Raw genomic sequence first — 19,770 nt, 5'->3', positions numbered from 1 at the left:
AATTAGGACGATTGTCTCTCTTCGACAACCCAGGCAGCGACCTGTGCTCTTGAGGTGAATCCGAGTTTGGTGAGGATGTGTTCGACATGTCCCTGAGCGGTGCGCTGCGAGATGACGAGGCGGGCGGCGATCGCCTTGTTGGTCAGACCCTCGGCGATCAGTTCGGCGACCTGTTTTTCGCGTTTCGTCAGGGTGGTGGAATCTGGAGGACTCGTCTTCGGGGTCTGCTCGCGGAGTGCGTAGGAGACAGCGGACGTGAGATCCATTGCCCTGCCGTGTTGCCAGGGTTGCTCGAAGGCGCGTTCGGTGAGCATCCGGCGGGCGGACCGCTCGCATTCTTCGTGATAAACGAACAGGTCGGGAACGATTACGGACGGGCTCCCGGCAGCGCGGCCGAGCGTCTCCGCGGCCCCCATCAGTGTGCTGGCGCGTTCAGGGTCACTGGTTCCGGCGATCCAGGCGAGTACTTCGACGCAGTTCGCGCAACTGACCGGGTCGTCGACGAGTCGAGCGAGCCGCACTCCTTCTTCGAGTAGGTCGGTTGCGCGGCGCTGATCACCCAGTCGCCATTGTGCGACGGCCATGGCCCACAGTGCGTAGGCCCGATAGACGGATTCACCTTGAGCTTCCGTGATCGCGAGAACTTTCTCGTAGCATTCGACTGCCCGGTGGGGTTGGGTGTCGGCCAGTTGATACGTCAATCCCAGCAGCGTCAGGGACTCGATCCGCAGTGCGAGTTCGTTCTCGGCATGTCGCAACACAGGCTGTGCCCGCTCCAGACGTGACGCCGCGCGTGTGAGATCGCCGGTGAACAATCCGACGATGCCGTCCGCGTGGTCGACGATCGCGTGCGCTATCGGGTCGGTCATCTGATCGGCGAGGATCCGCGCCCGCTCGACAAGGGCAGCACCTCGCTGGTGGTCCTGCTGCTGTTCGGACATCAGGCAGTCGGCGTACAGCGCCCGGATGTAGGTGATGGTCGGGCGTTCTTTCTGGAGTGACAGGAATTGGTCAAGCCAGCGCCTCGCCTCGCTGAGCTGGCCTCGCGACCCCCAGAGCTGCAACAAGGGTGTGGCCATCTGCAAACCGGCGTCGGCATCGCTTTCGGCGAGGCAGAAATCCATCGCGTCCCGCAGATTGGGCTGCTCACTGCTGAGTCGCTCCATCCACTCGAGCTGCCTGGGACCGATGAACTCGTCCTCGGCGGTGCGAGCCAGCTGGCGGTACCAATCCCGGTGCCGCCGGCGCAAGTCGTGGTAGTCGTCGATTTCCTGGGCCTTTTCTCGTCCGTAGGCGCGGAGGGTCTCGAGCAGCCTGAAGCGGACCGCGGTGCCGTGCTCTTCGCGGATGAGGATCGACTTGTCGACGAGGGATGCCACCGAGTCCAGCAGGTCCCCGGTATTGTCCCCGCACACGTGTTCTGCGGCATCGAGTTCGAAGCTGCCGGTGAATACCGACAGCCGTTGCCACGTGGATTGTTCGAGCGGGGTGCACAGGTCGTAGCTCCAGTCGACGCACAACCGAAGCGTCTGCTGGCGCGACGGCGCGCCTCGGCTCCCGCGAGTCAACAACGCATAGCGGTCGGAAAGCCGTTGCAGAATCTGTTCGGGCGACATCGCACGCAACCGCGCTGCCGCCAGTTCGATCGGCAGGGGCAACCCGTCCAGCCGGTGACAAATCCGCGCTACAGCGGACTTGTTGGCATCGGTCAACGCGAAGGTCGAGACCGCGGTGGTGGCGCGTTCGGTGAACAGCGACACCGCGTCGTAGCGGGGCAGACCCTGCAGGGACGGCTCGCGGTCGGGGTCGGGGACGGTGAGTGGGGGAACGCGCAGTGCTGCCTCGCCGGCAATTGCAAGGGGTTCGCGGCTTGTCGCGAGGATGCGCAGATTCGGGTTCTGCTGAAGCAGAACCGTCGCGAGGTCGGCAACCGCGTCGATCACTTGCTCGCAGTTGTCCAAGATCAGCAACAGTTCTCGCGAAGACAGGAAGTCCAGCAGAATCTCGCGTAGCGACCGGTCAGTTTGGTCCCGCACACCGAGGGTTGCGGCCACCACGTGGATCAAGCGGGACGGGGTATCGACCTCGTCGAGCTCGACGAACCATGTGCCGTCGGCGAACTCGCGGCGGATGCTCGATGCAAGTCGAAGTGCGAGGCGTGTTTTCCCGACTCCGCCGATTCCGGCCAATGTCAGCAGGCGCGACGACGTCAGTAGATTCTTCGCTTCGGCGAGTTCGTGCCTGCGACCGACGAAGCTGGACAACTCCAGGGGGAGATTCCCCCTCTCGTGGCGGGAAGGGTTCAGGTGAATCCTCTCCTGCGGTGCTGGTTCTGTATCCGGGGCGGGTCGCACGTGGAGCGCCATGTCGTCTGCAGATATCCCGCGGCGACGTCGGATCTCGCGCAGATTCTCGCCCAACGCTAGGGCTGAGGGTTGCCGGTCCTCGGGGCGACGGGCCATTGCCTGCTCGATCACGGTAGCGACATCGTCGGCGAGGCCGTGATCCCGAAGATCCGGTGCCGGTTCCTTTGTGATGCGGATGAATTGGGCGACCAACTGTTCGCCGCTGCGGCGCTCGAATGCGGCGTGGCCGGTGACTGCGCAGAACAGGGTGGCTCCGAGTCCGTATATGTCCGAGGCGGGGCTTGGGGCGCCGCCGCCGAGGACCTCGGGCGCAGTGAACGCGGGTGAACCGGTGACGATGCCGGTAGCGGTCTCGAACCCGCCGGATATATGCGCGATCCCGAAGTCCGTGAGCGCCGGCTCGCCATAGTCGGTGAGGAGAATGTTCGCCGGCTTGATGTCGCGGTGGACGATGCCCTCGCCGTGGGCAACCTCTAACGCACCTGCCAGTTTCACCCCTAACTGCAGTACGTCGTCCACACCTAACGGGCCGTGCCGTCGGATACGTTCGTCCAGGGAGCCCTGCGGGTGGTACGGCATCACGATGAATGGTTGTCCGCTGTCGGTGACCCCGACCTGGAGGACGTTGACGATGTTGGGGTGGCCGGTCAGGCGGCCCATCGCCCTCTGTTCGCGAAAGAAGCGCTCCCGGTTCTCCTCCGCGAGATCGTTGGTGAGCACCTTGACGGCGACGGTCCGGTCGAGTGCGGGTTGCGTGCACCGGTACACGACACCGAAGCCTCCACGCCCGATCTCCCGGGCGTCGTCGAATCCGTCGGCTGCCAGTTCCGACGCGACTGACGGGGTCACATCGCGATGGGTCTCGAACGGATCGATATCGGGCATCGTCCGGATCGATTCATCCGGTCCGCGATATGTTCGATGAAATCTGCACGTTCAGCCTCTCGACGACGTGTTTCCAGGATATCGCTGACGGTAGCCTGAACGATGCGGGCTACGGTAGCCTCGAACCGCGTCACGACACCGACAGACTCGATGCTGCACGAACACGTGTGGCAGCGCAGATGCTGCGTTCACGCTGGCGGCGGCGCCCTTATACCGTCGAGCGTGGCGCTCTGGGGCGCTCGGTGTGGATCTCGTCGTCGGCGACAAATTGGTCGAGCAAGCCGAGGCGCACGGCCTCGGTGGCCTCGTCGATCTGGGTGAAATCCATCGACGTGCCTGCGGCCGGCGTGGAGATGGGCAGCTGCAGGACACCGTCGATGAGGGTGGCGGTAGTGGTCGGTTCGATGTGTGCCTTGTCGGAGGGCCTACCTCCCGGCAGTTTCGGCGGCGCGTAGGTCCTTGCGGAGGATCTTGCCCGCGGCGGACTTCGGCACCAGGTCGATGAACTCGACCTTGCGGACCTTCTTGTGCGGCGACACCCGCTCGGCGACGAACGCGATGACCGCGGCCTCGTCCAGGTCGGCACCGGGCTGGCGGACGACGAACGCCTTCGGCACCTCCTCCCCCTCGTCGTCGAGAACCCCGATGACGGCGGCGTCGGCGATCTGCGGGTGCGTCAACAGCAACGCCTCCAGCTCGGCGGGCGGCACCTGGTAGCCCTTGTACTTGATCAGCTCCTTCATCCGGTCCACGATCGTCACGACGCCCTCGGAGTCGACGGTCGCGATGTCGCCGGTGTGCAGGTACCCGTCCCCGTCCAGGGTCTCCGCGGTGGCCTCGTCGTTGCCGAGGTACCCGGCCATGATGTTCGGGCCCTTGCACCACAACTCACCCGGTGCGCTGACCCCGTCGGTCGGGTAGGCGACCTCCTCGCCGGTGCCCGGGTCGACCAGCTTGCATTCCATGTTCGCGATCGACGGACCCACCGAGTCCAGGGCGATGTCGTCACGGTCGAACGGAATCGCATGCGAGACCGGGCTCATCTCCGACATCCCGTAGCCCTGCCGCACCCGGCAGCCGAGCCGGTTCGCGACGGCCTTGCCCAGCTCCTGATCCAGCGGGGCGGCACCGGAGAAGATCGAATGCACGCTCGACAGGTCGTAATCGTCGACCAGCGGGTGCTTGGCCAACGCCACCGCGACCGGCGGGGCGATGAACACATACGTGCACTTCTGGCCGGAGACGATCTTCAGGAATTCGACCAGGTCGAACTTCGGCATCGTCACCAAGCTCGCCCGGTTGTACAGGGCCGCGTTCAGCAGCACCGTCATCCCGTAGATGTGGAAGAACGGCAGCACCGCGAGGAGTTTGTCGTCGGCGCCGATGCCCATCCGCGGGTTGATCTGACACACATTCGCCACCAGGTTGCGGTGCGTGAGCATCACCCCCTTGGGCCGGCCGGTGGTCCCGGACGAGTACGGCAGCACCGCCAGCTGGGTCGCCGGATCGAACGACACGTCCGGGGCGGGGGCGCCCTCGGCCAGCAGATCTTTCAGCGACGGGTGCCCGTCGGCGCCGTCGAGGACGATCACGTTCGCTACCGGGATCCCGACCTTCGCGGCCGCGGCCTTGGCCTGCGGCAGCAGCGGGGAGACGGTGAACAGGAACTTCGCCTTCGAGTCGGTGAGCTGCTTGGCGATGTCCTCGGCGGTGTAGAGGGCGTTGATGGTGGTCGCGACGCCACCGGCCCGCAGGATCCCGTGGAACACCGACGCGAACGCGGGAACGTTCGGCGAATGCAGACCCACCACCTCACCGACGGCGAGACCGCGCGCGGCCAACGCCCCGGCCACCCCGTTGATCTGGGCGACCAGCGACTGGTACGTGGTGACCGCGCCGGAGGCACCGTCGATCAGCGCGGGCCGGTCCCCATCGGCCGTGTCGACCTGGCCGAAGAGGAAATCGTAGACACTGAGGTTCGGAATCTCGACGTCCGGAAACGGGCTCTTGAAGCTCACTGGGGCCTCTCCCTCGAAGTGTTGCAGCAGTGGTGAATTGGTCTCGTAGCCCGGTGGTCGGGCGCCGGTGGCGAGTCCGCCGCTCGCGCGATGATCGGGACGGACTGCGCCCGGGCCGCGGCGGGGATCAGCACGAGCCCGGGACGTCGTCCTCGCCGGGGTGTCCGGCGCACTCGAAGCCGTCGATGCCGATCGCGTCGACCCCGAGTTGTTCGGCTGAGGGCGTGCCCGGACCACGCGGCAACTACCCCGCGCCTCCGGCAAGCTGGCGAAGCGACTGCTCAAACTCTGATTGCCGAGTCCTTCTCTCTCGCGGCCTGGCTCAGGCTCGCCAGTACGGCCTTCGCCGCTCGCTCGCCCGACGTCGCTGCGTCGGCGAGCGACGGCAGATCGAGCTGGTAGTCGCCGGCGAGGTAGGTGGTGCCGAGCGGATCACGCAACGTCGGAAGCGAGTTCCTCCGCCCGGGCGCCCAGAAGGGCACGACCCGACGATGCCGTCGCACGATGCCCTCGCCCAGCTTCCCTTCCAGCTCGGGGAACACTGCGAGCAGGTCCTGCTGGTACCGCGACACGATCTCCTCGTCGGGGAGGTCGAACAACGCGTCGGCGTGAGCGCCGCCGGCGAAACAGGCCAGCGCTCCACCCGGCTTACGGCCGTCGCCGTTCCGCATCGCCGCGGCGTGGTTGAACATCGCCTGGAACGACAGTTGCGGCGTCGAGACAGCGAAGTAGTCGTCCCAGCGCTGCGGCCCGACTTCGTCGGTGAAGAATCCGACGATCACGTACCGGCCGTAGGTGATGTCGTTGAAAGCATTCCGGTGCTGTTGCGGGAGGTCCGGGATGATTCGCTCGGCGACATCGGCGGGTGCGGTCACGATCGCGCGCTTTGCCCGCAGCCGCACCGGTCGGTCGCCGTCGTGATAGTCGACGACCACGCCGTCCCCGTCCTGCCGCACCGAGCGCACCACCGAGTTCAGCCGGATCCGGCCACCGAGATCTTCGGTCAGCACGTCGGTCAACGTCTGATTGCCACCCACCGGCAGCGAGAAGTTCGGGATCTTCTCCGGGTCGGCCAGCGCGAGGCCCACCGACGTGACGAACTGGGTGGCGGCCGTCTCCTCCACCTCGCATCCCATCCACTGCGCCGACCACGACCGCACGACGGCGGCGGCCAACTCCGACCGGACACCCTTCAGCAGGTATGACGCCAGCTTGGTGTCGAGCTTGGCGCGAACCCGTTGCGCGATACGGCTCTGCGACTCCAGGAACGGCATGACCGAGAGGATGCGTGCACCGACGATGGCCATGCCGATACGGTCCATCATGGTCATCCGCGTGCGGAACATGAGCGCGACGGGGTTCGAGGTGTCGACCACCTCGCCGTTCAAGTACAGCGCGACGCTCTTGCCTGCGAGCGAGCCCATCTCGATGCCGTGCCGGTCGAGGGCATCGATCAGCGTGCCGGTGCCCTCGGTGAACTGGGTGCCGACGTTGATCCAGTAGTCGCCCCGCCGGACGGTCTCGACTCGTCCGCCCGTGCGATCGGTGGATTCGAGCACCACCACGTCGGTCTCCGGCGCCACCGTGGTGGCCGCCATCAGCCCCGACATTCCGGCGCCGACAACGACTACCTCGGTGGTCTCTTCATGCACGTCGTGCGTTGTCATTTTTCGGTTCCTGATTCTCGATCACAAGGAAAGGTCCGGCGGCTCAGGCCGTAGCGGGAGCGCTGCCGCTGACCGCCTGCGCATCGACGCGCTTGTTGTAGGCGTCGAACGCTCGGTAGGCGCGGTAGTACGTGAACATTTGCAGGCCCCACGTGGACAGCGCGAAGATGTAGAAGATCGTGTGCTCCGCGTCGTCGCCCGGGATGTGGACGAAGTCGTAGGTCGCGGCGATGACGAAGCCGCAGGCGGTGGCGACGGCGGCCGAGATGGCGTGCCCGCGCTCGCCGATGCCCCAGAGGCGCTTGACGAAGTAGATCAGGAAGATCGTGGTGAGCACGTTGACGACGATGTAGAAGATCTTGCCGGGCAGACCGATCTCCACGGCGAATTGGCTGAGGAGGAAGCCCACCACGCCAGCGAGGGCGAACGCGCCGATGTCCACCGCCGCGGACGGCTTGTACCGGTGGGTGACCTTCATCAGCCCCAGGACCAGGATCAGCGTGATGCCGACGGACCGGGAGAAGGCGTCCAGGAAGTAGGCGAAGGCGTACATCGGGCTGTCGTGACCTGCCTTGACGAGGCCGTAGATCAGGAAGTTCGAGCCCGATGTCGCGACGATGATCCACTCGATGCCGAGCAGGTAGTTCTTGTAGTTCCGGATGAATTTGATGCCGTAGGTGAATCCGACGGCGATCATCCAGATGTCCGCGACCGCGAAGAGCAGTTCTTTGATGGACATGATTTCTCCTTGGAGGGTGGCTTGCGCCGATGGTTAGTTCGTGAGGGCTGCCAGGCGGTCGGAGGCGCGGTCGGCGAGCCAGGCCGCGTGCAGCGCGGGTCCGCTGACGAAGCTGGGCCAGAAATGCTTGCGGCCGTGCCAGATCGCGGCCAGGTCGTCGTGCAGCGGCGCGCCGCCGACCCGGTCCGCGAGGAGATGGCCCACGTACTGTGCCTGGGCGAACCCGTGGCCGTTGCAGGCGAGCGAGTAGAGCACGTTGTCGGAGGCCTCGCCGGCGACGGGGAGCCACGTGGAGCTCATGCCGATCCAGCCGCCCCATGACTGTTGCAGCTTGACGTCGCGCAGGCCCGGGAAGCGGTCGTGGAATCCGCGGACGAGGTCGTCGGTGACGTTCCGTGCGGGGGTGCGGTTCGGCAGTGGGTTCCGCCCGGTCTGTACGCGGCGGGTGCCGAACACGATGGTGCCCCGCGGGGTCACGCGGTAGCTCTCGATGATCATGTGCAGCGTGACCATCGGGGCGCGGCTGGTCCAGCCGATGGCGTCGAGTCGCTCGGGTGCGACGGGTTCGGTCTCGACCAGGGAGGTCCACACCGGGCTGGCGAGATTCTTCGGCGCGATGGACAAGCCGTTGCTGTTGGCGTTGGTGGTCAGCAGCGCCTTGCGAGCCCGAACCCTTCCGTCCGGTGTGTCGACGGTGACACCGTCGCCGGAGTCCGTGACGTCGCGGGCGGGGGTGCGTTCGTAGACACGCACGCCGGACGCGATCGTCGCGGCCCGCAGACCGAGGACGAACTCACCCGGGTTGAGCGTGCCACCGACCCCCTCGCGCACTCCGCCGAGGAAGCCGTCCGGAAGGCCTGCTGCGCGGCCCTCGACGAATTCGGCCGCCGATCCGGCCTCGGCCATGACCTTCGCATTGCGGCGCGCGTGCCGCAGCTGCCCCTTGGACACGGCGGCCATCACGATGCCCTCCTGCTGGTAGCCGCAGTCGATCCCGTAGTGAGTGATGGCGTCCTCGGCGAAGTGCACCGCGTTTTCGGCGTACCGGTAGAGGTCGCGCAGCCGCTCGCGCTTCAGCAGAAAACCCAACAGCTCCGGATCGGCGGCGACCGAGTTCGTGATGTATCCGGCGTTGCGGGAGCTGGCGCCCCAGCCGAGGGTCTGCGCCTCGAGGAGCACCACGTCGACGCCCTTCTCGGCGAGGCGGATGGCGGCCGACATGCCGCCCCCGCCGCCGCCGATCACGACGACATCGCAGTCGATGTCACCGGTCAGGGGTTGTTCGACGGTGGCGGGCGGTGCGGCCCAACCGGTGTCGTGAATCAGCTCCATGGCTACTTCTCCGTCTCGTCTGCAGGGATGACCGCGGTGCCGCGAGCGCGCACCGCGACCAGTGGCGATTCGAGGACCTGTGCGCGGCCGGTGTCGTCGGAGCCGCGGCAGATCACTCGGAGCTCGAAATCGACCGTGCGGCTGCGGTTGCCCTTTTTCACCAGCCGGGCCTCGGCCTCGACGACGTCACCGCCGCGGACCGGGGCGAGGAACTCGACCGACGAGTAGCCGGCGAACAGCCCCTCGTGGCCGTCGATCTCGATCGACAGGTTCGTCCCGGCGTCGCCGAACAATTTCAGGGCGAACGCACCGTCGACCAGGTTTCCGGCGTAGTGCGCGTCGGAGAAGGCGACGTAGCGCCGGTGCACCGTCCTGCTCATGAGATCTCCTGATGGATCGGGCCGAGGTTGCGGGACTGTGTCTCCCCGTCGATCTCGACGCCGGGGTAACCGCGCTTGGCGATCTCGGTGCACATCCGGCGGTACTTGCCCACACCGCCCACATAGCCCATGAAGGTGTTGGGTTTGCCCTCGATGTTGGAGCCGCGGTACCAGGAGTCGGTGGTGGCGTACAGCGTCTGGGCGACGGTCCCCTCGGTGATGTCCACCCAGTCGTTCTGGGCCTCGGGGGTGGCCTCGATCAGCGTGGCGCCGGAGTCGCGGGCGTGCTCGATGAGATCGGCGATCCAGTCGACGGCCTGCTCGATGGTCACCACCACGTTGCTCGCCAACGCGGGGCTCAGGGGACCGGCCACCATGAAGAAGTTGGGGAAGTCCGTGGTCATGAATCCGAGGTAGGTGCGGATGCCGTCGTGCCAGGTCTCCTGCAGCGTTTTGCCGGACGCGCCGGTGAGACCCAGCCCGTACAGCGGGCCGGTGAAGGCGTCGAACCCGATCGCGAGCACCACCGCATCCACCTCGTAGGTGCCCTTCGAGGTGACGATCGCGTTCGCGGTCATGGTCTCGATCGGCTCGTCACGCAGCGACACCAACGACACGTTCGGCCGGTTGTAGGTCTCGTAGTAGTCCGTACCGAAAACGCTGCGCTTGGCGCCGAGAGGGTGATACCTGGGCACCAGCAGCTCGGCGGTGGCCGGATCCTCGACAATCTCACGGATCTTGTCGTGGATGAATTCCGACGCGGTCCGGTTCGCCTCGGCGTCGGTGAGGAGGTCGGCGAACTCGGCGCCGACGCCCTGGAAGCCGCTGCGCTCGTAAGCCTCCTCGTAGCGCCCCCGACGCTCCTCGTCCGAGACGTCGAAGGCGTTGTCGGTGACGGGGCGGTCGGGGATGCCGCCGGGCGAGTGCCGGCATTCCTCACGGATCGCCGGGTAGCCGTCCTTGACGGCGGCGACCTGCTCCGGGGGGAGGTCGGCGTTGCGCGCGGGCATCACATAGTTCGGGGTGCGCTGGAACACCGTGACGTGCTCGGCGACCTCCGCGATCAGCGGGATGGCTTGCACGCCGGACGATCCGGTGCCGATCACAGCGACACGCTTGCCCGCCAGGTCGTCGAGCGCGATGTTCCAGCGGCTGGTGGACACCTGGAGTCCGGTAAAGTTCTCGAGGCCCGGCACGTCGAAGTCCTTGGGGGTGGACAGACCGCCGGCGCCCGAGATCAGGTAGCGGCCGCGGCGCGTCTCGCCGTTGTCCAGCTGCACCTCCCACAGCCGGTCGGCCGCGTTCCACGTCGCGCCGACCACTCGGGTATCGAACGTGAAGTGCTTGCGCAGGTCGAAGCGGTCGGCGACGTGGTTGATGTAGCTGAGGATCTCGGCCTGCGGCGCGAATCGCTGACTCCACGTCCACTCCTGCTGGAGCGCCTCGTCGAACGAGTACGAGTAGTAGATGCTCTCGACGTCGCAGCGCGCGCCCGGATAGGTGTTCCAGAACCAGGTGCCGCCGACGCTGGGTCCGGCCTCGAAGCCCGCGAAGGTCCACCCGGCGGTGGTGAGCCGGTGCGAGAGGTAGAGGCCGGAGAAGCCGGCGCCGACGCCGATGACATCGACGATCCCGGTATCCGAGGTGGAGGGGAAGTTCATGGAATTTGCCGCTTTCGTTAAATTGGTCATTTGACTGGATCAATTGACTTAGTTCAGTAGACCAGTGGTCCCGGTCACAGTCAAGGGGTGACGCGAAAGAAGTGCCGATCGCTACAGCGGGAGGTCGGGTGAATCGACGCCGACCACGCGGTCGCCGCAGAACACCCGGACGGACTCGCCGGGGGCGTGACCGCCGATTCCGGCAGTGCCCCAAAAGCTCTGTGCCGAACCGTCTGCGAGATCGGCGATCTTGGCACCGTTCACGCGCACCTCGCCGGACAGCACACGGGATCCGACCTCGACGGCGCGATCCAGGTCGCCGCCGAACACGTAGGCGTCCAGACCCGAAGGGTTGGCGTTGGCAACGCGCAGCGCGTCCTCGTCGGACTCCACGGCATGCAGACTGACGAGTGGTCCGAACAGCTCGGCCGTCGCCACCGACGCGTCGACTCCCGACGCGACGGTGGGCGAAAGGAAGTACCCGTCGAGCGCGGGCAGCTGCGCAGGTTGATGGATCGTCGCGCCGTGGGCCCGCAGCCCGTCGATGCGGCTCTGCAGGGTGGCGAAATGCGGGGCGTTCGAGATCGGGCCGAGCTGGGAGTTCTCGTCGAGCGAGTGCCCGATCTCGATGCGGGAGATGCGATCGAGCAGCGCGTCCAGGAGCGGCTCGACGAGACTCTTGTGCGCCAACACCTTTCCCGGTCCCTCACACCACTGACCGTTGAGCTTGGTCATCCCGTCCAGGATCCCGTCGGCGGCCACGTCGATGTCGGCGTCGTCCAGCACGAGGGCCGGATTGTTGCCGCCGAGCTCGAGCTGGAGCACCTTGAAGTCCTCCGCGGCGGCACGGGCGATCGCACGACCCGCGTTCGGGCCGCCGGTGAACGAGACGATCTTCACGCGGGGGTCGCCGGTGATCGCCGCGCCCACGTCTCCCCCGCCGTGGACGAGCTGCAGCGCACCGTCGGGCAGCCCGGCCTTGACGAAGCACTCGACGATGATCTGGGCGCTGCTCGGCGCGTGCTCCGACGGTTTGAGGATGACGGGGCAGCCGGCGGCGAGGGCGCTCACCATCTTCGCGGCGGGAATGAAACTGGGGCCGTTCCACGGGGTGAGGATGGCTGCGGGGCCCCACGGGACCTTGTACAGCCGCACGTCGCGGCCGCCGGCCGCCAGCGCGGTGCGCCGCGGGGTGGCCCGCAGATCCGCAGCGGACGAGCGGATCCGGTGCGGGAGGAACTGGGCGACCAGCCGGGCCTTCGCGATCGGGACGCCGCTGGTGAGGGCGTCGGTCCGGGCGATGTCCTCGATCCGGGTCTCGACGATGTCGGCTGCACGCTCGATGACCGCGGCGCGTTCCTCGCTCGCCGCGTCATCCCAGCGTTCGAAGCCGTAGGACCGCTCGGCATGGCGCAGCGCGCGCTCCACGTCGTCCGGTCCGGTGGTGACGGCCCGGTGGATGGGTTGCCCCGTGTTGGGGTCGAGATTCCACGCGTCCGGAAGTGCCCGGCACTCGGACCACCCGTCCGCGATGTAGTTGATCGGCTGAGGCAGTTGCGTATTCGACATCTGCGGACTCCTTCTGTGCGCAATTGTGGATGGGGTCGGGGTGATCACGCGGTGAGGTCGGCGACGATGCGGGTTACCTCGCCCGACTTCATCGCCTCGAAGCCCTTGTTGATCTCGTGGAACGGGATCACGCCGCTGACCATCTCGTCGAGCAACAGGTGTCCCTGCAGGTAGAGGCGCGCGAACTGGGTGATGTCCTCGTGCGCTTGGCCCGAGCCCATGTAGGAACCGATGAGGCGCTTCTCACCGAAGAAGAAATCCGACGCCGGAACAGTGAGGTCGGTGCCGTCGGGCGCGATGCCCACCAGGCATGCCGTGCCCGTGCCGCGGAGGACCGCCAGCGCGGTAGCCGCGGTCCGGGCGGAACCGACGGCCTCGAACGAGTAATCCACGCCGTCGCCGAGCACCTTCCGGATCTCGGCCGGGACATCGGCCGCACCGTTCACGACGTGCGTGGCACCGTAGGTCCGCGCCGCCGCGAGCCGGGCATCGTCGAGATCGACGGCGATGATCGCCGAGGCCCCCGCGAGCCGTGCGCCCTGGATGATTGCCGATCCGACACCGCCGCAGCCGATCACGGCCACGGTGGCGCCGGGGCGTACCTGCGCGCCGCGGAACACGGCGCCGACGCCGGTGACGATGCAGCACGACAGCAGGCACCCGACGTGCAGTCCCACCTCGTCGGGAACCTTGACCAGCGAGTTCTCCCGCATCACGGTGTGGCGGGAGAACGCGCCGATGTCGCCGAGCCGTTCGACGACCTGGCCTCCCGGCAGCTGGAAAGCGGGGCGGGGGCGCTGTCGGATCTGCGAGACACGCTGGCATTGCGTCGAGTGCCCGACCTGGCAGTTGCGGCACAACCCGCACGAGGGTGTGAGGGCGCCGACGACGCGGTCGCCCGGGCGCAACGAGGTCACCGCGGAGCCGACCGACTCGACGATGCCCGCCACCTCGTGCCCGACAACCACGGGTAGGTCGGCGCCCACGGTGCCGGTCATGTAATGCAGGTCGCTGTGGCACAGGCCCACGTTCGAGACTGCGACGCGGACCTCGTTCGGATCCGGGTCGTCGACCTGGATCTCGGTGAATTCGAGCGGTTCGTTCAGCGCGGTGAGAAGCGCTGCCTCGGTGGTGATCATCATCGTCTCCGATCTCAATTGCTCTGCGCGGGCGCCGTCGGCGCCGCGTTCTTCGATGCCCAGAAGCCCTCGATGCCTTCGGTGAAGGCGCCGGACTCCCACGACTGGCGGGCGGCGTCGTCTTCGCGGGTGAACGCGGCCTCGATGTCTTCGGGGCGCGGCCGCAGCAGACCCAGGTGCAGCGCGGTGGTCCGGGGATCGGAGTTCCATTGCCTGATCACCTCGACCGCGCGGTGCACCAGTGCCTCCGGGGCCACGATCTCGTCGAGCAGCCCGATCCGCAGGGCCTCGCCTGCGCCTATCCGGTTCGAGCCCAGAATTATTCGCATCGCGTGGTTGCGTACCAGGCGGCCCATGAGGAAGCTCGAAGCGTTCGAGATGATGATTCCGCGGTGGTTCTCCGGCTGGTAGTACTCGGCAGCGGGAGTGCCGATCCGGGAGTCGCAACACAACGTGATCTCCGAGGCGCCGCCGACCGCGATCCCGTTCACGGCCGCGATCACGGGGACCTTCGTCTCGAGAATCGCGCGGGTGATGTCGTGAAAGGTCGCGAAGGCCTCGCGGATCTCGTCGTAGGTGGTCGGCACCGCCTGCAGGTCCTCACCGGCGGAGAACGCCCGCCCGGTGCCTGTGAGCACGATCCCGCGGACGAGATCACCCGTTCCGAACCGGCGGATGGTCTGCGCGAGCCGCACCCTCGTTGCCACGTCCATCACGTTCAGCTTCGCCGGGCGGTTCAGCGTGAGCACCGCGACGTCGTCGTCGATGTGCACGTCCAGATAACTGTCGGTCATGTCCGGCTCCTCAGTTGCCGTTGCCGGCGGTGCGCGGCGGCTGCAGGTCGTAGGTGATGCCGGGATGCGCGGCGGAGCGCGCCTGCAGGGCCGGCTTCGACACGCGCTCGGACGGGGTGCGCGGGAACTCGGCGACGAACTCGACGTATCGAGGAATCTTGAAGCGCGCCAGCTGAGTTCGTGCGCCGTCGACGATTTGCTCTGCCGTCGCGCGGCTCTCCTCGACGCCGGGGGCCAGCTGAACGAAGGCCTTGACCTCCTCACCGAACAGCTCGTCCGGGACGCCGACCACCGCTGTCGCGACGACGGTGTCGTCGTGTTCGAGGACGCGTTCGACCTCGGCGCTCGCGATGTTCTCCCCGCCGCGGCGGACCATGTCCTTGATCCGGCCCACCAGGCGGTAGCCGTCCGGCTCGCGGACCGCGACATCGCCGGTGTGCAGCCAGCCGTCGCGGAGGACCTCCGCGGTGTCTTCGGGTCGGTTCCAATAGCCGAGCATCATCGGCCTGCCCGACGTGATCAGCTCGCCGGACTCTCCCGCGGCAACTTCCCGGCCCTCCGGATCGACCACCCGGACCTGCTTCGTGGGAACGGGCTGCCCCAGTCGTCCGCTGCCGACGTCGACCGTGCTCTCGGGGAGGCTGACCAGGTCGGCCCCGCTTTCGGTCATCCCGAAGATCTCCCGCCACGGCGTGCCCCAACGCTGTTCGAGCTGCGCGTGCAGCGCGACGGGGATGGCCGAGCACAGCACGAGGCGCAGCTCGTTGTCCCGGTCCTCCGGACTCGGCGGCTGCTTGAACAGAAGCGTGGGCATCGAGCCGAGCACGTAGCAGAACGTGGCCCGGTGTCGACGGACATCCGCCATGAAACCCGAGGCGGAGAACCGGGGCAGCACCACCAGCGGCGCGCCGACCGTAAGGCACAAAGAGGTGTTCCACTGCGGGTCCATGTACGAGAACGGCTGCGAGGTGAGAACCACGTCGCCGGACCCGAGGCCCGCCGCGCCCGCACAGATCCACCCCAGCCGGACCCAATAGTCGTGGGTCAACATGCACGCCTTCGGGAATCCGGTGGTCCCCGAGGTGTACTGGAGGTTGGCCAGCGTGTCCGGGGTGATCGCGACATCGGGCCTGTCCGCCGGGTACTGCGCGAGCTCGCCGCGCGACGCGGCTTCGACGATACGGACATCGGCCAGATCGCCGTTCGCGGCGCGCACCTCGTCGACGAGCGGGCTGTGACCGTCGTCGGTGAACATCACCCGGGCGCCGGAGTCTCGGAGCACGAATTCGAGGTCTGCGCGCTGATATGACGAGTTCACCGGCACCGCGACGCCGCCGGCTTTGAGGATCGAGAGCCAGGCGATCGGCCACTGCACCACGTTGGGCAGCATGATCGCGACCCGGTCGCCGGCGCCAATCCCGTCCTCGGAGACCAGACGCTGCGCCAGGCGTGACGTCCAGTCGTCGATCTCGCCGAAGGTCCAGGATCCTTCCGCGAACCGAAGAAACTCGCGGTCGGGAAAGCGGGCGGCCTGGATCGCCAGCAGGCCGACGACGGTGTCGATCGGCGGGTCCACAGCCATGCGATCGAGTGCGATCGCGCGTTCCCGGGGAACTGATTCGACTCCGGTCATGGTCATCCTCTTCACGCTTGTCGGGTGCGATGCGGATGCAGCTCGCGATCTCTGGTCGTGACGGCGCATCCGCGGTGAGCTCGAGGCCCGTGACCTTCCGATCACCGATGGCGCCGGACTGTGGTCTCGGTCATAGCCTAGAAGAACATAGTCAAATGATCAAGGCATATGATCATGAAGCGGTAGGATCACTCACCGAAAGGTGGTCATCTCGCCGACATGACGGCCTGATTGTCCATTCCGACTGGTAGCCGAAGCTGACCTGATCATCCGTTCAGAACTGTTGACAGGAGAGGGCATGGCTCGCATTCCCGCCGCCGAACGTCGCGCCGAACTGGTGGCGGCGGCCGTGCGCGTGATCGCTGCCGATGGGGTCGACGGCGCCACCACCCGCCGTATCGCGCAGGAGGCGAACGCTCCGCTGGCCACCCTGCACTACTGCTTCGCCACGAAGGAGGTGCTGTTCGCGGCGGTCTTCGAGCACGTCGCCGGACAGTATCGAGAAGTGCTGACGCGCAACGATGTCCATGGCGACGTGGCGATCACCGCGCGCGCCCTGTTACGCGGCGTGATGGAGTGGTACCTGGCGAATCCGGACTTCGGCGCGGCGATCGTCGAGCTGATCAGCTGGGGCCAGCGTCAGGAAGGCCAGCAGGCCGAGATGGTGTACAACGAGGCATCCGCGACCATACGGACGAAACTCGCGAGCGCCGCGACCGCTTCCGGCCGGCCGGTCGACCCGGACACCATCGACGCACTGACCTACATCGTGTCCACATTGTCCGACGGATTCGCGCTCAACTGGCTGGTGTTCACCGACCCCCCAGCGGCGGAACGACAGATCGAACTCATCCTCGGCGTGCTCGACGCCTGGATGGCCGCCCACCTCGGCAACACCTCCGGACCGGCGGCCCGTCCCTCGCAGGCCTCCCCCGCCGAGCTCGTGTCCTGGGTGAGCGTGGAGTGATAGTGAGCGCCACGGCAGCGCCCGCCCGCACGAATCAACGCGCCAGGTCGGGGACGGCAATCGACCCAGCCACGTTCAGGACGCCGCCGCGCCGACGCGCCGACCGGACCGGGCGCGTGAGACCAGCACGCTCACCACGACCAGCAGGGCGAGGAGTCCCGATAACCAGTAGCCGATGCCGTAGAGGCCCTTGGCAGCGACCTCGAGACCGGTTCCGACCACCGGAACCAGGGAGGCGCTGAGGTCGGCGCTGACCAGTGCCGTGCCGAAGGCGAACCCCACGGCCATGGACGTGCCGGCGATACCGGCCGCCATCCCGGCTTTCTCCTCGGGCACTGCCATCTGCACCATGGTGAACCCCGCTGCGTAGCCGATTCTGATCCCGAGACCCATGACGGCAGCGCCCACCAGGTAGTGCCACTGCTGGTCGTGCGCGACGGCGAGCCAGGCCAGCCCCGATGCACTGATGAGCGCTCCGATGACGAAGACGGTCGCACCACGGCCGTTGAACAAGGCGCGGTCGAGTACGGTTCCGCGGATCAAGAACGCCGCCGCGAAAGGTGCCATGAGCCAGCCGGTCTGCAGGGCGCTGAGCCCGAGTCCGTAGGCGTCCGCGGGACGAAGATCCTCGGGAGTGATCTGAGCGTACGTGCTGAGCAGCAGCAGGAAGGCCGAGTTCACCGCGGCGAACAATGCGATACACAAGCACGACGCGGTGACCAAAGGCGCCTTCATCAGTGCGACGTCGAACACCGCCGAGGTCGAGCGGCGCTCGACGCGCACCCAGGCGATGCCCCCGACGATGCCGGCCATCAACGGAATGAGCGCCGCGATGCCCCACACGAGGCCTTGCGTCAGAGTCAGCAGGATCGCGGCGACCCAAGCGATCATCCACACCGTGCCGAGTACCGCGATGCGGCCGGAACGCTCAGCAGGCGGGGTGTGGGGGATCACGGCATAGCACGCAATGGCCGTCACTGCGCACACTATGGTGAGGATGATGAAAAAGCCTCGCAGCGACAGACTCTCGACGATGAAGCCACCGCCGATCATGCCCACGACGATGCCGACACCGGTGGCGATGACCAGAACCGCGACACCCACCGTGATACCGTCCTCGCCGAGATTGCGGCGCAGGAAACCGAGCGGAAGCAGCTGCGCCGCGCCCCCGAATCCCATGAGAATGCAGCCGACCAGAAGGGTCGAGTACGAGTCGCCGGCAGCCGGAACGAGCGCGCCGACCGCAAGGAATGCGGACGCCGCCACCGCGGCGTTACGGTCGCCGTGCAGATCGGCGAGGCGCGGCAGCAAGATGAAGCCCGCTCCCCCGCCGAGGGTCAGCGCCGTGTAGAGCCACGTCGTCTCGGCCACTGTGGCGAGGCCGTACTGCGCCTGGATGATCGGCAACAGCGGCGGCAGGATGAAGATGACGGCGTTGGTCAGGACGATCAGCAGCGTGCCGACACCGATGAGCACTGCCTTGTTCGGCCCGGGGCGAGCAGTCCCCGCATGGCCGGGTCCGGATTGTTGGTGGATCTCTGTCATGAATTGCTTCCTTCGATGATCACGCCGCCGTCTCGCATGATCATGTCGACCATGGCTTCTGTGGTGGCGTCGGGGGTGAGACACGTGAGTTCGTCGGTCATGACGGGTCTGTTTCTTCGAAACCGGTGTGGTCGCATCGGAGTGCGCCGACCCGCCAATGTGATCCGGCTCATACCGTAAGCCAAGTGAGTCGTTTGATCAAGGCATATGACTATTTGCTTCGCGTTGTTGCCCGCACCTGACGGCGGTTCTCCGGGGAAATATGGCAACACGCTTACCTTTCCGACTGGTAGCGTGGAACCGACTTGATCATCCGTTCAGATCTGTTGACAGGAGAGGGCATGGCTCGCATTCCCGCCGCCGAACGTCGCGCCGAACTGGTGGCGGCGGCCGTGCGCGTGATCGCTGCCGATGGGGTCGACGGCGCCACCACCCGCCGTATCGCGCAGGAGGCGAACGCTCCGCTGGCCACCCTGCACTACTGCTTCGCCACGAAGGAGGTGCTGTTCGCGGCGGTCTTCGAGCACGTCGCCGGACAGTATCGAGAGGTGCTGACGCGCAACGATGTCCATGGCGACGTGGCGATCACCGCGCGCGCCCTGTTACGCGGCGTGACGGAGTGGTACCTGGCGAATCCGGACTTCGGCGCGGCGATCGTCGAGCTGATCAGCTGGGGCCAGCGTCAGGAAGGCCAGCAGGCCGAGATGGTGTACAACGAGGCATCCGCGACCCTGCGAGCGATCCTCGAGTCCGCCGCGACCGCTTCCGGCCGGCCGGTCGACCCGGACACCATCGACGCACTGACCTACATCGTGTCCACATTGTCGGACGGATTCGCGCTCAACTGGCTGGTGTTCACCGACCCCCCAGCGGCGGAACGACAGATCGAACTCATCCTCGGCGTGCTCGACGCCTGGATGGCCGCCCACCTCGGCGATGCCCCCGCGCCTGCGGCCCCGGCCCCGGCCCCGAAGACGGCCTCGCCCGAAGAAGCCATGCGCTCGCTCGTGTCCTGGGTGAGCGTCGAGTGAAAACCGCTCTGACCTGAAAGTAATTGTCGGCCGCCACCCTTCGG

The 19,770-nt window shown here is 66.8% G+C and carries 14 protein-coding genes and 1 pseudogene; 2 read left to right on the top strand and 13 right to left on the bottom strand.

Annotation, left to right across the window (positions count from 1 at the left end; genetic code table 11):
- Positions 1 to 2: 2 nt before the first annotated feature.
- The 12 genes and pseudogenes from ACLIVD_RS17525 to ACLIVD_RS17470 all read right to left on the bottom strand — a co-directional run bounded on the left by ACLIVD_RS17525 (position 3) and on the right by ACLIVD_RS17470 (position 16,183).
- Positions 3 to 3,251: a protein kinase domain-containing protein gene (locus ACLIVD_RS17525; RefSeq protein WP_491932780.1), complete on the bottom strand. Its 3,249-nt coding sequence runs from the start codon at positions 3,249 to 3,251 to the stop codon at positions 3 to 5.
- A 425-nt stretch (positions 3,252 to 3,676) separates the two neighbouring features.
- A complete protein-coding gene (locus tag ACLIVD_RS17520; RefSeq protein ID WP_491932894.1) occupies positions 3,677 to 5,269 on the bottom strand; it encodes an AMP-binding protein in 1,593 nt (530 codons plus the stop codon).
- Positions 5,270 to 5,332: 63 nt separating this feature from the next.
- Positions 5,333 to 5,486: pseudogene (locus tag ACLIVD_RS17515) on the bottom strand (nitronate monooxygenase); the annotation flags it as partial.
- A 64-nt stretch (positions 5,487 to 5,550) separates the two neighbouring features.
- Complete coding sequence (locus ACLIVD_RS17510; protein ID WP_283331613.1) at positions 5,551 to 6,936, bottom strand: flavin monoamine oxidase family protein; 1,386 nt, start codon at positions 6,934 to 6,936, stop codon at positions 5,551 to 5,553.
- Between the two features lie 43 nt (positions 6,937 to 6,979).
- Positions 6,980 to 7,675, bottom strand: coding sequence for a hypothetical protein (locus tag ACLIVD_RS17505; protein WP_005570176.1), 696 nt, complete (start codon positions 7,673 to 7,675; stop codon positions 6,980 to 6,982).
- 33 nt (positions 7,676 to 7,708) lie between these two features.
- Complete coding sequence (locus tag ACLIVD_RS17500; protein ID WP_005570175.1) at positions 7,709 to 9,007, bottom strand: NAD(P)/FAD-dependent oxidoreductase; 1,299 nt, start codon at positions 9,005 to 9,007, stop codon at positions 7,709 to 7,711.
- Positions 9,008 to 9,009: 2 nt separating this feature from the next.
- On the bottom strand, positions 9,010 to 9,387 hold the full coding sequence (locus ACLIVD_RS17495) for a hotdog fold domain-containing protein (protein ID WP_005246555.1): 378 nt from the start codon (positions 9,385 to 9,387) through the stop codon (positions 9,010 to 9,012).
- Positions 9,384 to 11,048 (bottom strand): flavin-containing monooxygenase, encoded by a 1,665-nt coding sequence (locus ACLIVD_RS17490; RefSeq protein WP_491932779.1) that lies wholly within the window; start codon positions 11,046 to 11,048, stop codon positions 9,384 to 9,386. The genes ACLIVD_RS17495 and ACLIVD_RS17490 overlap by 4 nt, the downstream gene beginning before the upstream one ends.
- A gap of 111 nt (positions 11,049 to 11,159) precedes the next feature.
- On the bottom strand, positions 11,160 to 12,617 hold the full coding sequence (locus ACLIVD_RS17485; RefSeq protein WP_491932778.1) for an aldehyde dehydrogenase family protein: 1,458 nt from the start codon (positions 12,615 to 12,617) through the stop codon (positions 11,160 to 11,162).
- A gap of 44 nt (positions 12,618 to 12,661) precedes the next feature.
- Positions 12,662 to 13,756 (bottom strand): Zn-dependent alcohol dehydrogenase, encoded by a 1,095-nt coding sequence (locus tag ACLIVD_RS17480; RefSeq protein ID WP_491932777.1) that lies wholly within the window; start codon positions 13,754 to 13,756, stop codon positions 12,662 to 12,664.
- Between the two features lie 14 nt (positions 13,757 to 13,770).
- Complete coding sequence (locus ACLIVD_RS17475; RefSeq protein ID WP_283331616.1) at positions 13,771 to 14,550, bottom strand: enoyl-CoA hydratase/isomerase family protein; 780 nt, start codon at positions 14,548 to 14,550, stop codon at positions 13,771 to 13,773.
- A gap of 10 nt (positions 14,551 to 14,560) precedes the next feature.
- A complete protein-coding gene (locus ACLIVD_RS17470) occupies positions 14,561 to 16,183 on the bottom strand; it encodes a class I adenylate-forming enzyme family protein (protein WP_491932776.1) in 1,623 nt (540 codons plus the stop codon).
- A gap of 298 nt (positions 16,184 to 16,481) precedes the next feature.
- Here ACLIVD_RS17470 and ACLIVD_RS17465 point away from each other — a divergent pair, with 298 nt between their 5' ends.
- Positions 16,482 to 17,150, top strand: a complete 669-nt coding sequence (locus tag ACLIVD_RS17465; protein ID WP_491932775.1) for a TetR/AcrR family transcriptional regulator — start codon at positions 16,482 to 16,484, stop codon at positions 17,148 to 17,150.
- Positions 17,151 to 17,225: 75 nt separating this feature from the next.
- Here ACLIVD_RS17465 and ACLIVD_RS17460 read toward each other — a convergent pair whose 3' ends face one another.
- A complete protein-coding gene (locus tag ACLIVD_RS17460) occupies positions 17,226 to 18,695 on the bottom strand; it encodes an MFS transporter (protein WP_283331619.1) in 1,470 nt (489 codons plus the stop codon).
- 341 nt (positions 18,696 to 19,036) lie between these two features.
- Here ACLIVD_RS17460 and ACLIVD_RS17455 point away from each other — a divergent pair, with 341 nt between their 5' ends.
- Positions 19,037 to 19,726 carry a TetR/AcrR family transcriptional regulator gene (locus ACLIVD_RS17455; protein ID WP_491932774.1) on the top strand — a complete coding sequence of 230 codons (690 nt, stop codon included), beginning with the start codon at positions 19,037 to 19,039 and terminating at the stop codon, positions 19,724 to 19,726.
- The last annotated feature ends 44 nt before the right edge of the window (positions 19,727 to 19,770 follow it).

This window comes from Rhodococcus sp. G6(2025) (genome assembly GCF_058628105.1).
Note: the sequence above shows the minus strand (reverse complement) of the source record. Positions and strands in the feature narration are given on the sequence as shown.

Bases quoted from the DNA above. Each gene is read 5' to 3' on its own strand.
- ACLIVD_RS17490 (WP_491932779.1), bottom strand. From the start codon at position 11,048: ATGAACTTCCCCTCCACCTCGGATACCGGGATCGTCGATGTCATCGGC.
- ACLIVD_RS17465 (WP_491932775.1), top strand. From the start codon at position 16,482: ATGGCTCGCATTCCCGCCGCCGAACGTCGCGCCGAACTGGTGGCGGCG.
- ACLIVD_RS17495 (WP_005246555.1), bottom strand. From the start codon at position 9,387: ATGAGCAGGACGGTGCACCGGCGCTACGTCGCCTTCTCCGACGCGCAC.
- ACLIVD_RS17455 (WP_491932774.1), top strand. From the start codon at position 19,037: ATGGCTCGCATTCCCGCCGCCGAACGTCGCGCCGAACTGGTGGCGGCG.
- ACLIVD_RS17505 (WP_005570176.1), bottom strand. From the start codon at position 7,675: ATGTCCATCAAAGAACTGCTCTTCGCGGTCGCGGACATCTGGATGATC.
- ACLIVD_RS17470 (WP_491932776.1), bottom strand. From the start codon at position 16,183: ATGACCGGAGTCGAATCAGTTCCCCGGGAACGCGCGATCGCACTCGAT.
- ACLIVD_RS17460 (WP_283331619.1), bottom strand. From the start codon at position 18,695: ATGACAGAGATCCACCAACAATCCGGACCCGGCCATGCGGGGACTGCT.
- ACLIVD_RS17525 (WP_491932780.1), bottom strand. From the start codon at position 3,251: ATGCCCGATATCGATCCGTTCGAGACCCATCGCGATGTGACCCCGTCA.
- ACLIVD_RS17480 (WP_491932777.1), bottom strand. From the start codon at position 13,756: ATGATCACCACCGAGGCAGCGCTTCTCACCGCGCTGAACGAACCGCTC.
- ACLIVD_RS17500 (WP_005570175.1), bottom strand. From the start codon at position 9,007: ATGGAGCTGATTCACGACACCGGTTGGGCCGCACCGCCCGCCACCGTC.
- ACLIVD_RS17485 (WP_491932778.1), bottom strand. From the start codon at position 12,617: ATGTCGAATACGCAACTGCCTCAGCCGATCAACTACATCGCGGACGGG.
- ACLIVD_RS17510 (WP_283331613.1), bottom strand. From the start codon at position 6,936: ATGACAACGCACGACGTGCATGAAGAGACCACCGAGGTAGTCGTTGTC.
- ACLIVD_RS17475 (WP_283331616.1), bottom strand. From the start codon at position 14,550: ATGACCGACAGTTATCTGGACGTGCACATCGACGACGACGTCGCGGTG.